Raw genomic sequence first — 13,191 nt, 5'->3', positions numbered from 1 at the left:
GGCAATGCGGACTCAGCCGTCAGCGCCGCTGTCCGATGCGCCGGCGGACGCGCGCTGCGGCGGCACGCGCTTGACGTACTTGAACGTGCCCGATCCGCGCGATACGGTCTTGCCGTCCTCGTCGACGATCTCCGCCTCGCAGAACGCCATGGTGCTGGTGCGGTGCACGCACACGCCGCGCGCGCGCAGCCTGCCCCGGCCCGGTGCCATGAAGCTGGTCTTCATCTCGATGGTCACCAGGCCACGGCCCTCGGTGTCGGCGCCGCGCCCGGCAATGGCCATCGCCACGTCGAGCAGCGTCATCAGCACGCCGCCGTGGGCCATGTCCCAGCTGTTCTGGTGCCGTTCTTCGAGCGCCAGCTCGATTTCGCTGCCTTCCTTGTCCATGCGGTTGCACAGCACGCCGAGCGAGGCGAGGAAGGGAATCTTGAGGGGAAAGCCGTTGGTGTCGGTCATGGTTCGTTAGTGATGCGTGAAACGATATCGGTCTGCGGGCGGCATGCAAACGCAAGCAGCATGCCCGCCGCTCCGACCGAATTAAAGCATGGCTCAGACCGCGCTCACGCCACCGTCCACGGCCAGTACCTGCCCCGTGATGTGCTTGCCGGCCGCGCTGGCGAACAGCAGCGCGGCGCCCTTCAGGTCTTCGTCGTCGCCCAGGCGGTGCAGCGGCACGCCGGCGCACATGGCGTCCACGCCCATGCGGTCCAGCGAACCCTGCGTCATCTTGGAGGGGAAGAAGCCCGGCGCCAGCGCGTTGACCGTGATGTTGTGCTCGCCCCACTCGGCGGCCAGCGTGCGCGTGAAGTTGATCACCGCGCCCTTGGAGGTGTTGTAGGCKATGGTTTCCATCGATCCCGGCGGGTTGCCCGCCAGCCCGGCGATGGAGGCCACGTTGATGATGCGGCCATAGCGGCGCGGGATCATCGAGAGCTTGCCGATGCGCTGCGAGAGCAGGAACACGCCGCGGATATTGAGGTTCATGACCTTGTCCCAGGCCTCTACCGGGTGATCTTCGGCAGGCGCGCCCCAGGTGGCGCCGGCGTTGTTGACAAGGATGTCCACATGGCCGAGCTTGGCCAGCGCCTCGTCGGCAAGGCGGGCGATATCCGCATCGCGCGCGCCGTCGGCGGCGATCCATTCGGCGTCGATGCCGCGCGCCTTGAGGTGGGCCTGGGCCGATTGCAGCTCGTCGGCCTTGCGCGCCGACAGGACCAGGCGCGCGCCCTGCTCGCCGAGCGCCTCGGCGATCTGCAGGCCGAGCCCGCGCGAGCCGCCGGTGATCAGCGCAGTCTTGCCCTYGAGGTCGAACAGTTGCTGGATGGTGTTCATGGTGTCTCCCGATCTGGAATTGCGCGCGCCCGGGCAGGCGCGCACTGGTGTTGTCGTGTGGGCCGCCGGATCCTCAGAACCAGGCGTCTTGCATATCGAGCGTAGTGCGGTCCAGCGAGGCCAGCAGGTCGAGCTGCGGCCCGATCTTGGGCAGCTCCCAGCGGAAGAAGTATGCCGCCGCTGCCAGCTTGCCGCGATAGAAGTCCTCGTCGTCGCCGGCCGGGGCGCCCTTGAGCGCAGCCTGCGCCAGCAGCGCCTGTTCCAGCCAGATCCATGCCACCACCGCGTGGCCGAAGGCTTCCAGGTAGACCGAGGCGTTGGCCAGGGTCACCTTGGCATCCCCCGCCGCCCACAGCAATTGCGTGACTTCCGCCACGCGCTTGACGGCAGCACCGAGCGCGCGGGCGTGGCTGCCGAGCGCGGCGTCGCCGCTGGCCAGCGCCCGGCCGATGGTGGCCTGGATTTCCTCGCCGAGCGCCTTGAATGCCGCGCCGTCCTTCATCACCACCTTGCGGCCCAGCAGGTCCAGCCCCTGGATACCGTGGGTGCCTTCGTGGATCGGGTTGAGACGGTTGTCGCGGTAGAACTGCTCGACGTTGTACTCGCGCGTGTAGCCATAACCACCGTGCACCTGGATCGCCAGGTTGTTGGCTTCCAGGCACCATTGCGACGGCCAGCTCTTGGCGATCGGGGTGAGGATGTCCAGCAGCAGCGCCAGTCGTTCATGCGCGGCGCCCTCGGCGGCACGCTCCTGGTCCACCAGCTGCGCGCAATACAGGTTGAGCGCCAGCCCGCCTTCCACATAGCTCTTCTGCGCCAGCAGCATGCGGCGGATGTCGGCATGCTCCACCAGCCGCACCTGCGGGCTGGCCGGATCCTTGCCGCCGGGAGCGATGGGCCGGCCCTGCGGGCGGTTGCGCGCATAGTCCACCGCGTGCAGGTAGCCGGTATAGCCCAGCATCACCGCGCCGAGGCCCACGCCGATGCGCGCCTCGTTCATCATGTGGAACATGCAGGCCAGGCCCTTGTGCGGCTCGCCCACCAGGTAGCCGATGGCGCCGGCCTTGCCGCCCGGCTGGTACTTCATGCCCTCGCCGAAGTTCAGCAGGCAGTTGGTGGTGCCGCGGTAGCCCATCTTGTGGTTCAGGCCGGCCAGCACCACGTCGTTGTGCTCGCCCAGGCTGCCGTCGGCGTTGACCAGGTACTTCGGCACGATGAACAGCGAAATGCCCTTCACGCCCGGGATCAGCTTGCCGTCCGGGCCGGGGATCTTGGCCAGCACGAGGTGCACGATATTCTCGGAGAGCTCGTGCTCGCCGGCCGAGATCCACATCTTGTTGCCGCGCAGGCGGTATTGCTGGCCCAGCGGCGATTCGCCTTCATGGTCGGCGCGCGTCGTGATGTCCGACAGCGACGAGCCGGCCTGCGGCTCGGACAGGCACATGGTGCCGAAGAAGCGCCCTTCCATCTCCGGCTTGACGAAGGTTTCCACCTGCGCCGGCGTGCCGTGCGTGAGCAGCAGGTTGGCGTTGCCGATGGTCAGGAACGGGTACGAGCTGGTGCCGACGTTGGCGCCCTTGAAGTAGGCAAAGCCCGCCTTCTCGACCACCACCGGCAGCTGCATGCCGCCGATCTCGTAGTCCTGCCCGGCAGCCATCAGCCCGGCCTCGCAGAATGCCTTCAGCGCGGTCTTGACCTCGGGGATGATGGTGACGGTCTCGCCATCGAAATGCGGCTCGTGCTGGTCGTTCTTCTTGTTGTGCGGCGCGAACAGGTCGGTGGCGATCTTCTCGCAGGTATCGAGCGCGGCGTCGAAGGTCTCGCGGGAATGGTCGGCGTAGCGCGGGATGCGGGCCAGCTCCTCGACCTTGAGCCACTCGTACAGCATGAAATTCAGGTCACGGCGGGAAAGGATCAGCGACATGGCAGGAAATGGCTCCCAGACTGAAAGGGAAAATCAGGAATGCGCGATCCGGCCACTGCGCACCGCATGTTCCGGCGGCCTGGCGGCTGGGATCGTCGCTGTCTCCACGGCGGCACGCTGCATGGCGCGCCGCGAATTCGGTTTCTGTTCTGTCTATGTTGACGGCACGGCGAATGAAAAAGGCGCTCGCGCGCCCTTTCCTGCCCGGCCCTTGCTGCTAGCTACCGTCGCCCAGGCGTGCGATGGTGCCCTGCGCGACCGCGCAGAGCTTCTCCTCGCCGTCCTTGCGCACGAACACATCGCAGCGCACCACCGCTTGCTGGCGGCCGCGGCTGACGCATTCGGCACGGGCGATCAGCAGGTCGCCGATCGCCGGACGCAGGTAGTTGATCTTGTACTCCGAGGTCACGACCGGCACCGCCATGGCCGCGCCGCCCGCATAGGTCAGGGCGTTGTCGGCCAGGTAGCTGACCACGCCGCCGTGCAGGAAGCCATGCTGTTGCTGCAGGTCCTGCCGGATCGGCAGGCGCAGCTCGGCACGCTCCGCGCTCAGCACGGCCAGCTCCGCGCCAACCAGCACCGAGAACGGCTGGCTGGCCAGCACCGCGCGGCCATGCGCGAGCAACGGATCGGCGTGATCGTTCACGGTGCCGTGCCGCCGCTCAGAGGACTTCGAACAGGCCGGCCGCGCCCTGGCCGCCGCCGATGCACATGGTCACCACCACGTACTTGACGCCGCGGCGCTTGCCTTCGATCAGCGCATGGCCGACCAGGCGCGCGCCCGACACGCCGTACGGGTGGCCGACCGCGATGGCGCCACCGTTGACGTTGAGGCGGTCCATCGGGATGCCCAGCGTATCGGCACAGTACAGCACCTGCACGGCGAAGGCTTCGTTCAGTTCCCACAGGCCGATGTCGTCGACCTTCAGGCCGGCCTTCTTGAGCAGCTTGGGCACCGCGAACACCGGGCCGATGCCCATTTCGTCAGGCTCGCAGCCGGCCACGGCGAAGCCGCGGAACACGCCCAGCGGCTGCAGGCCCCTGGCCGCCGCCACCTTCGCATTCATCACCACGGCAGCCGAGGCGCCGTCGGAGAACTGCGACGCGTTGCCTGCCGAGACCACGCCGCCGGGCATGGCGGTGCGGATCTTGGCCACGGCTTCGAGCGTGGTGTCGCCGCGGATGCCTTCGTCGGCCGAGACCGTGACTTCCTTGGTCATCAACTGGCCGGTGGCCTTGTCGGCCACGCCTGCCAGCACCGTGATCGGCACGATCTCGTCGTTGAACTTGCCGGCTTCCAGCGCGGCGAAGGCGCGTTGCTGGCTGCGCACGCCGTACTCGTCCTGGCGCTCGCGCGAGATGTTGTAGCGCTTGGCCACGTTCTCGGCGGTCTGCAGCATGTTCCAGTAGATTTCCGGCTTGTTCTTGGTCAGCCAGCTTTCCTGGATCATGTGGCGGTTCATTTCCTGCTGCACGCAGGAGATGGACTCCACGCCGCCGGCCACGAAGATGTCGCCTTCATCGGCGATCACGCGCTGCGCGGCCATGGCGATGGTCTGCAGGCCGGACGAGCAGAAACGGTTGACGGTGGCGCCGGGCACGGTGACCGGGCAGCCTGCGCGCAGCGCGATCTGGCGCGCGATATTGGCGCCGGTGGCGCCTTCCGGGTTGGCACAGCCCATCAGCACGTCTTCCACYTCGCCGGCKTCGATCTTGGCGCGSGCGATGGCGTGCTGGACCGCGTGGCCGCCCAGGGTGGCGCCGTGGGTCATGTTGAAAGCACCCTTCCAGCTCTTGGCCAGGCCGGTCCGTGCGGTGGATACGATGACTGCCTCGTTCATTTGTTGCTCCTCGGAATCTTGGTGTCTGCGCAAGGTGTTCTTGCGAGTTGTTCGGTTTGTCTAGCGTGAGGGCGGTGAGGGCACGGCGGCAAGCACGTCGGCCGACTGCAGGCGCTGCACGCCGGCGGCGGACAGGTCCTGCCAGGCGCGTTCGAGCGAACCGTCGAGGTCGATGGCGCGACATGCGTCCTCGACCACGGCCGCTTCGAAGCCGGCGGCGCGCGCATCGAGCGCGCTCCAGGCCACGCAGTAGTCGGTCGCCAGGCCCACGCAGAACACGCGGCGCACGCCCTGCTCGCGCAGGTAGCCCGCCAGCCCGGTGCGCGTGGCACGGTCCGCCTCCATGAAGGCGGAGTAGCTGTCCACGTCGCGGTGATGGCCCTTGCGGACCACCAGCCGGGCATGCGGCACGTGCAGCCCCGCATGCAGCGCGGCGCCTGGCGTGTCCTGCACGCAGTGCACGGGCCACAGCACCTGCTGGCCATACGGCAGCGCGATGCTCTGGAACGGCTGCGTGCCGGCATGGCTGGCGGCGAACGACGCGTGTCCGGCTGGATGCCAGTCCTGCGTCACCACCACATGCGCGAACGCCTGCGCCAGCCGGTTGACCACGGGCACGATCTCGTCGCCGCGCGGCACGGCAAGCGCGCCGCCCGGCATGAAATCGTTCTGCACGTCGATCACCAGCAGGCAGTCCTGCGCGCCGTAGCTCATGGTTGCTTTCGCCCTTGCGTCGCCCTCACCTGCGGCTTAGTCGTTGAAGCCCTTGCCTTCGGCCGCCAGCTTCTCCAGCAGCGCGGCCGGCTTCCAGGCTTCGCCGTGATAGCCCTTCGCATAGCGGTTCATCGCCTGCGCCACGTTGAACAGCCCGACCTGGTCCGCGTACAGCATCGGGCCGCCGCGGAACAGCGGGAAGCCGTAGCCGGTCAGGTAGACCATGTCGATATCCGAGGCCTTGGAAGCAATGCCTTCCTCCAGGATCTTGGCGCCTTCGTTGACCAGCGCGAACACCAGGCGCTCGACGATTTCCTCGTCGGAGATCTTGCGGCGCGTGATGCCGAGGTCCTTGGAGTGCTGCACGATCATGTCGTTGACCTGCTGGTTCGGGTACGGCTTGCGGTCGCCCGCCTTGTAGTCGTACCAGCCCGCGCCGGTCTTCTGGCCGTAGCGGCCTTGCTCGCACAGCAGGTCGGCGGTCTTCGAGTACTGGATGTCCGGCTTGTCCACCGCGCGGCGCTTGCGGATGGCCCAGCCGATGTCATTGCCGGCCAGGTCGCCCATGCGGAACGGACCCATGGCGAAGCCGAACTTCTCGATGGCCTTGTCGACCTGCTCCGGCAGCGCGCCTTCGTCCAGCAGGTAGCCTGCCTGGCGGCTGTACTGCTCGATCATGCGGTTGCCGATGAAGCCGTCGCACACGCCCGACACCACGGCGGTCTTCTTGATCTTCTTGGCGATCTGCATGACCGTGGCCAGCACGTCCTTGCCGGTCTTCTCGCCGCGCACCACTTCGAGCAGCTTCATCACGTTGGCCGGGCTGAAGAAATGCATGCCGACCACGTCCTGCGGACGCTTGGTGAACGAGGCGATCTTGTTGACGTCCAGCGTGGAGGTGTTGGAAGCCAGGATCGCGCCCTGCTTCATCACTTCGTCCAGCTTCTTGAAGACGATTTCCTTGACGCCCATTTCCTCGAACACGGCTTCGATCACCATGTCCGCGTCCTTGATCTCGTCATAGGACAGCGTGGTGGTCAGCAGGGCCATGCGCTGCTCGACCTTCTCTTGCGTGAGCTTGCCCTTCTTGGCGCTGTTCTCGTAGTTCTTGCGGATCGTGGCCACGCCGCGGTCCAGCGCTTCCTGCTTGGTTTCCAGCATGATCACCGGCACGCCGGCGTTCAGGAAGTTCATGGTGATGCCGCCACCCATGGTGCCGGCGCCGATCACGGCAACCCGCTCGATCTTGCGCACCGGGGTGTCGCCGGACACGTCGGGGATCTTGCTGGCCGCGCGCTCGCCGAAGAAGGCATGGCGCAGGGCGCGCGATTCCGGCGTGGTCACCAGGGCCATGAAGCCTTCGCGCTCGGCCTTCAGGCCGGCCTCGAACGGCTTGAGCGATGCCGCCACGGCATCCACGCACTTCAGCGGCGCCGGGAAGTTCTTGGCCACGGCGGCCACGGTGTTGCGGGCGAAGGCCAGGAAGCCTTCCGCGTTCTCGTGCTTGACCTTCAGGTCGCGCACCTTCGGGTACGGGCCGGGCGCTGCCGCCACGTTCCTGGCGAAGGTCACGGCCGCGGGCAGCACGTCGCCGTCGACGATCTCGTCGAACAGCTTGGTGCCGGCGAACTTCTCGCTCGGAATGGCGGTGCCCGACACGATCATGTTCAGGGCGGCCTCCAGGCCGATCACGCGCGGCAGGCGCTGCGTGCCGCCGGCGCCGGGCAGCAGGCCCAGCTTGACTTCCGGCAGCGCGATCTGCGCGCCCTTGGCCGCCACGCGGTAGTTACAGCCCAGCGCCAGTTCCAGGCCGCCGCCCATGGCCACGGAGTGGATGGCCGCCACGACCGGCTTGGACGATGCTTCGATCGCACGGATCACCGAATGCAGGGTCGGTTCCTGGGTAGCCTTGGGGGTGTTGAATTCGCGGATGTCGGCGCCGCCCGAGAAAGCCTTGCCGGCGCCGGTGACGACGACGGCCTTGACGGCCGCATCGTCCAGCGCACGGGTCAAGCCTTCGACGATGCCAAGCCGGGTGCTATAGCCCAGGCCATTCACGGGGGGATTGTCGAGCGTGATGACGGCGACGCCGTCCTGAACCTGATACTGCGCTGTCATGCTGGTTCCTTTGTACTAGAAGTTGTCTCGGGATTCGAATTCTCGAATTATGTTTTTCTGCATTGGCCGGACCATGCGCGGCGAACCCATTGTCCGCCTTGCCGCCGCCTCCGGCTACCGGGAAAACCGCCTGCCGGCGCCCTTGCGCCGGTGCCCGCCCTGGTGCGAGCGGATCAAGCATACACAAAATAGCACGGTCGTTCAATTTCAATTTGGCGGTCCGGCAGGCGTGTCATGCGCCGCCTTTATGGCCGGCCTCGCCGGCGTGCATGCCAGTCCCGCCAAGCCGCATGCGAATGTCCCCGCAGGGCAGGCGCAGCGCCCTATGCGGCACTTCCCGCCCGATATGACGATGTCCTCTAATCACAGTCGGCGCGTTCTGTGCCACGCCCCTCGGATTTACCCTGAGAAGCCGGTAAACTCCCGCCCTTTGCCGCGCGCGGCCGCCCCACGAGGGCGCCGCCCTGCCGACACGCCAGCGACCCTGATGTCCTCCCTACCGTCTTCTTTCGCCCAGCCGCACCATCCCGTCATCGAGCACGACGCGCTCCAGCGCAAGCTCAAGGCCCGCCACCTCACCATGATCGCCATCGGCGGCGCCATCGGCACCGGCCTGTTCGTCGCCTCTGGCGCCTCCATCGCCCAGGCCGGCCCTGGCGGCGCGCTGCTGATGTACGGGCTCATCGGCCTGATGGTGTACTGCCTGATGACCAGCCTCGGCGAGATGGCCGTGCACATGCCGGTCGCCGGGTCCTTCGTCACCTACAGCGCGCTCTATGTGGAGGAAGGCTTCGGCTTCGCGCTCGGCTGGAGCTATTGGTTCAACCTTGCGGTGACCATCGCGGTGGAACTGGTGGCGGCGCAGCTGGTGATGCAGTACTGGTTCCCGGGCGTGCCCGGCGTGGCGTGGAGCGCGGCGTTCCTGCTGCTGATGTTCGGCCTCAACGCGATCTCGGTGCGCGGCTTCGGCGAGGCGGAATACTGGTTCGCGCTCATCAAGGTGGTCACCGTGCTGGTATTCCTCGGCGCCGGCCTGCTGATGATCTTCGGCATCCTGCACGGCGGCCCGCAGGCCGGCTGGCACAACTTCACCGTCGGCGACGCGCCCTTCGTGGGCGGCGTCCCCGCGATGTTCGGCGTGGCCATGATCGCCGGGTTCTCGTTCCAGGGCACGGAGACCGTGGGCGTGGCGGCCGGCGAAGCGGCCGACCCGGCGCGCACGATTCCGCGCGCGATCCGCCAGACGTTCTGGCGCATCCTGCTGTTCTACGTGCTGGCCATCCTCATCATCGGCGTGCTGATTCCCTACACCGACCCCAGCCTGCTGCGCAACGACGTGACCGACATCGGCGTGAGCCCGTTCGCGCTGGTGTTCCGCCGCGCCGGCCTGGCCTTCGCCGCCGGGCTGATGAACGCCGTGGTGCTCACCGCCCTGCTCTCGTCGGGCACCTCCAGCATGTACGCCTCTACCCGCATCCTCTATGGACTGGCCGTCAGCGGCCGGGCCCCGCGCGCGCTGGCGCGGCTGTCGGCCGGCGGCGTGCCCTACCTGGCCCTGGCGGCGACAGCCGCGGTGGGCGCGCTGTGCTTCCTGACGTCGCTGTTCGGCGACAAGGCCGTCTATATGTGGCTGCTCAACACCTCCGGCATGACCGGCTTCATCGCGTGGCTGGGCATCGCGGTGAGCCACTACCGCTTCCGCCGCGGCCTGGTTCGCCAGGGCTACAGCGCCGCGGACCTGGCCTACCGCTCGCCGCTCTACCCGTTCGGGCCGATCTTCGCCACCGTGCTGTGCGTGATCATCGTGCTGGGGCAGAACTACCAGGCCTTCGGCGACGTGCGCGGGCGGTGGGTGGAAATCCTCGGGACCTATATCGGGGTGCCGGTGTTCCTGCTGCTGTGGCTGGGGTACCGCCTGGCCAGAAAGACGCGCGTCGTCCGCTACGAGGACATGCCGTTCGACATCCCTGCGCGCCGCGCGCAGGCAGACTGAGAGGCCGGAGGGCGGACAAGCGAGAGGCCAGATCTTCCGACTTGTTGCCCGCCATGTTGCGCGCGAGATACATCACGCACCCTCGCCCGTCGTGGCGTTTGTGACTGCCTTCGAACTGTCATGCGCCCGTCACGATGGCCGTGCATCGTAGTGGTCTTTCGAACAGATCACCCCGCCTACATGCGCCTGCTTCCGTCCGCGACCGTCACCGCAGTCATCGCCATCACCGCTGCCGCCTGGTCCCTGCCCGCCGTCTCGCAGACGGCCGCCGCGCCCGCCTATCCGGCCACGCTCGCCGGCCACGCGGTCATGCCCGCGCAGAGCTTCATCGACGCGCCCAAGGATGCGCCGCAGGACCTGAAGACGAGCGGCAAGTTCACCACGGCCGGGCGCGCGGAGAAGATCGGCAGCGTGGAAGGCAAGTCGAACGGGCGCCCGACCGGTGTCTCCGTGCCATTCAGGGGACAACCGCTGCAAGGCCACTCCGGCATCAAGCACATGGCCGACGGCAGCTTCTGGGTACTGACCGACAACGGCGCCGGCAGCAAGGCCAATTCGCCGGACTTCATGCTCTACCTGAACCACTACAAGGTGGACTTCAAGAGCGGCAAGCTGCAGCGCCTGGGCACCGTGTTCCTGCACGATCCCGACAAGAAGGTGCCGTTCCGCATCGTCCACGAAGGCACGAAGCAACGCTACCTGACCGGCTCCGATTTCGACACCGAAAGCTTCCAGTTCGCCGGCGGCGCGCTGTGGATCGGCGAAGAGTTCGGGCCGTTCCTGATCAAGGCCGACCTGCAAGGCAAGGTGCTGGCCGTGTACGACACGCTGGTAGACGGCAAGCCCGTGCGCTCGCCCGACCACCCGGCCGTGACGACACCCGGCGTGCCCGGTGGCGCGGTCGACTTCCAGATCAAGCGCTCCAAGGGCTTCGAGGGCATGGCCGCGTCGCCCGATGGCAGCAAGCTCTACGCGCTGCTCGAAGGCCCGGTCTGGAACGCCCAGGCAAAGGACTACGAGCGCATCGACGGCAAGGAAGCGCTGCGCGTGCTCGAGTTCGACACGCTCGCCGGCAAATGGACCGGGCGATCGTGGAAGTACCCGCTCGAGGCCAACGGCAACGCCATCGGCGACTTCAACATGATCGACGCCACCACCGGCCTCATCATCGAGCGCGACAACGGCGAAGGCACAGCCGACAAGGCCTGCCCCGAAGGCCAGAAGCGCGACGACTGCTTCGCCGATATCGCCAAATTCAAGCGCATCTACAAGGTCGAACTGACCGAGGCCAACGCCGGCGGCGCCGTGCGCAAGATCGGCTACATCGACCTGCTCAATATCGCCGACCCCGACAAGCTGGCGCGCAAGCCGCTCAACGACGGCGTGCTCAAGTTCCCGTTCTTCACCATCGAGAACGTCGACGTGGTCGATCCCACTCACATCGTGGTGGGCAACGACAACAACCTGCCCTTCTCGAGCAGCCGCGAGCCGAACAAGGCGGACGACAACGAACTGGTGCTGCTGGAGGTGGGGGAGTTCCTGAAAGCGAAGTAGGACGGCAGGTTCGCAGGAAATGACAAGGCGCTTCGGTCCCTGCGCGGGACGAAGCGCCTTTTTCGTGCCCCGCCGGATGGCAGGTCAGTCGGTCAGTCGCGGCAACTGAACGAGGCAATCCCCTGGTAAGCGGCGCCATTGGCGAGCGTGACCCTGTACGGTACGATCACCAGCACGCCATCGGCGGGGCCGCCGCTGCCGATCACAAGATCAGGCCAACAAGGTGTTTGTGGAGGGCCATAAGGGACCCCCATGAAGCCGCGTATGAGAATTGGACAGTGCAGTGCGAGGTATTCCGAGGAATACCTCAGAGTATCAACAGGCTCTGAGCTCAGCACTGGAAAAAATTAAGACAGAAATAGCTACACCGGGCACGAACTTGAATAACCTGGTGACCAAGAAATGAGGGACGAGATGAATTTCTATAAGATCGGCCTTGATTTCAATTTCCCAGATCAGTGGCATCTGGAGCAGCCTGTTGATAATACCGGGCAAGAGGTGGTTGCGGGCGGATTTGGCCTTGGTAAGCCATGGGACACGAAAATCCCGCTCCGAAGCAGAATTTACCATCCAGGGCATGCGGTGTCCTTTTCGCTCAGTGGGCTCGGCGACTATTTTGTCAAAAAGACATTGATGGATACGCTATTGGCAGCCCTGCCTGAGGGTACTGTGCAAGCGGTGCCTGTGGAGATAGAAGGCGTCGGCGAGCCATACGAAATCCTCAACGTGCTGGACATTGTTGATTGCGTGGACGAGACGAGGACGGGTTTTTCCATGTTTCCGCGTTGGACCGAGGATGATGGGCGCCCGGACAAGATTGGCGACTATCGCATCGACATTTTGCGGATCGATCCTGCAAGGGCTGCAGGGCACGGGCTCTTCCGAACCAAAGGCTGGTTGGTTGGGCTCGTATGCTCAGAGCGAATTCGGGACCTTTTGATGGCGCAGGGCGCAACGGGGATTCGCTTTACGCTTGTTAGCTAAAACGCTGGTGCGTCAGCGTGCCCGACGCCATGTCCTGCTCGGGCACCAGCACGCGCGTAGTGACGTACCCCTTCGACAGGATCGTCTGGGAAAGACCCTTCACCAGCGTCTCGACACCCTGCTTGCCGATGCATTCGTCCTGGTAGTGGTCGAGCCACCGTTGTGCGAAGGCAAAGGGATCCATCGGCAGGGCCGACGCACCGCGTGCCTGCAACGCGGCCGGCAAGTCCCTGGGAACACCCAGGACGAAGCGGCTGATACGGAAGCATGGGTCTTCCTTCGGCAGGGCCGGAAACTCGGCGTGGGCGACAACTTCGGCGCGAACGGCGGGAGCATTGACAATGCCGGCGCGCTCGCGGGCCTCCTGCTGCTGGCGGGTTCGCTGTTCCTGTTCAGTGGCGGTGGTCAAGGCCGGGCCCGGTATTGCTTGTGCGAATGTTGCACGACATGCCAGCAAGAGACTGGCAGCAAACGGCCACAGACTTATGGCTGAAATATGTAGGTGTGAGACAGAAATAAGTCAGCTAATAGAAAGAAACAGCAAGAACGAGGGCTGCTACTGCCGGCATTCGATATAGCCTATCTATCCGTAAACGGATGTAAAGAATCCGCCGACAAGTTGTCTAAATTCCTCGCTTGCTGCGCCTCCTCCGATATCTATCCCGACATGGAATAATGTGTGACACCGAAAGAATCGGCAACTGCGAGCGCGCCTCACCAAATGCAAATCC

The 13,191-nt window shown here is 65.8% G+C and carries 10 protein-coding genes and 1 pseudogene; 3 read left to right on the top strand and 8 right to left on the bottom strand.

Annotated features, from left to right (window positions below; translation table 11 throughout):
* Nucleotides 1–12 precede the first annotated feature (12 nt).
* The 7 genes from AC1DK4_RS30975 to AC1DK4_RS30945 form a co-directional block, all read right to left on the bottom strand.
* On the bottom strand, nucleotides 13–456 hold the full coding sequence (locus AC1DK4_RS30975; RefSeq protein WP_441615494.1) for a PaaI family thioesterase: 444 nt from the start codon (nucleotides 454–456) through the stop codon (nucleotides 13–15).
* A 93-nt stretch (nucleotides 457–549) separates the two neighbouring features.
* A complete protein-coding gene (locus AC1DK4_RS30970; protein WP_477131986.1) occupies nucleotides 550–1,332 on the bottom strand; it encodes an SDR family oxidoreductase in 783 nt (260 codons plus the stop codon).
* Nucleotides 1,333–1,405: 73 nt separating this feature from the next.
* Nucleotides 1,406–3,256, bottom strand: coding sequence for an acyl-CoA dehydrogenase (locus AC1DK4_RS30965; protein WP_477117208.1), 1,851 nt, complete (start codon nucleotides 3,254–3,256; stop codon nucleotides 1,406–1,408).
* Nucleotides 3,257–3,473: 217 nt separating this feature from the next.
* A complete protein-coding gene (locus AC1DK4_RS30960) occupies nucleotides 3,474–3,902 on the bottom strand; it encodes a PaaI family thioesterase (RefSeq protein ID WP_441615489.1) in 429 nt (142 codons plus the stop codon).
* Between the two features lie 16 nt (nucleotides 3,903–3,918).
* Complete coding sequence (locus tag AC1DK4_RS30955) at nucleotides 3,919–5,097, bottom strand: acetyl-CoA C-acyltransferase (protein WP_477131985.1); 1,179 nt, start codon at nucleotides 5,095–5,097, stop codon at nucleotides 3,919–3,921.
* A gap of 60 nt (nucleotides 5,098–5,157) precedes the next feature.
* The gene (gene pncA / locus AC1DK4_RS30950; protein ID WP_441615485.1) at nucleotides 5,158–5,811 is read right to left on the bottom strand and encodes a bifunctional nicotinamidase/pyrazinamidase; all 654 of its coding nucleotides are present in this window, start codon (nucleotides 5,809–5,811) and stop codon (nucleotides 5,158–5,160) included.
* Between the two features lie 36 nt (nucleotides 5,812–5,847).
* Nucleotides 5,848–7,929: a 3-hydroxyacyl-CoA dehydrogenase NAD-binding domain-containing protein gene (locus tag AC1DK4_RS30945; protein WP_441615483.1), complete on the bottom strand. Its 2,082-nt coding sequence runs from the start codon at nucleotides 7,927–7,929 to the stop codon at nucleotides 5,848–5,850.
* A gap of 487 nt (nucleotides 7,930–8,416) precedes the next feature.
* Between AC1DK4_RS30945 and AC1DK4_RS30940 the strand changes: the two genes are divergently transcribed.
* The 3 genes from AC1DK4_RS30940 to AC1DK4_RS30930 all read left to right on the top strand — a co-directional run bounded on the left by AC1DK4_RS30940 (nucleotide 8,417) and on the right by AC1DK4_RS30930 (nucleotide 12,460).
* Complete coding sequence (locus AC1DK4_RS30940) at nucleotides 8,417–9,922, top strand: amino acid permease (RefSeq protein ID WP_441615481.1); 1,506 nt, start codon at nucleotides 8,417–8,419, stop codon at nucleotides 9,920–9,922.
* 180 nt (nucleotides 9,923–10,102) lie between these two features.
* Nucleotides 10,103–11,476, top strand: a complete 1,374-nt coding sequence (locus AC1DK4_RS30935; RefSeq protein WP_441615479.1) for an esterase-like activity of phytase family protein — start codon at nucleotides 10,103–10,105, stop codon at nucleotides 11,474–11,476.
* Nucleotides 11,477–11,890: 414 nt separating this feature from the next.
* Entirely contained in the window at nucleotides 11,891–12,460 is a 570-nt protein-coding gene (locus AC1DK4_RS30930) for an imm11 family protein (RefSeq protein WP_441615477.1), read from the top strand.
* A gap of 13 nt (nucleotides 12,461–12,473) precedes the next feature.
* On the opposite strand, the pseudogene AC1DK4_RS30925 reads toward AC1DK4_RS30930, so the two are convergent.
* A pseudogene (locus tag AC1DK4_RS30925) lies at nucleotides 12,474–12,947 on the bottom strand (POTRA domain-containing protein); the annotation flags it as partial.
* Between the last annotated feature and the right edge of the window lie 244 nt (nucleotides 12,948–13,191).

It is taken from the genome of Cupriavidus sp. 05N38, assembly GCF_056397345.1.
This window is presented reverse-complemented; position numbering and strand designations above follow the sequence as displayed.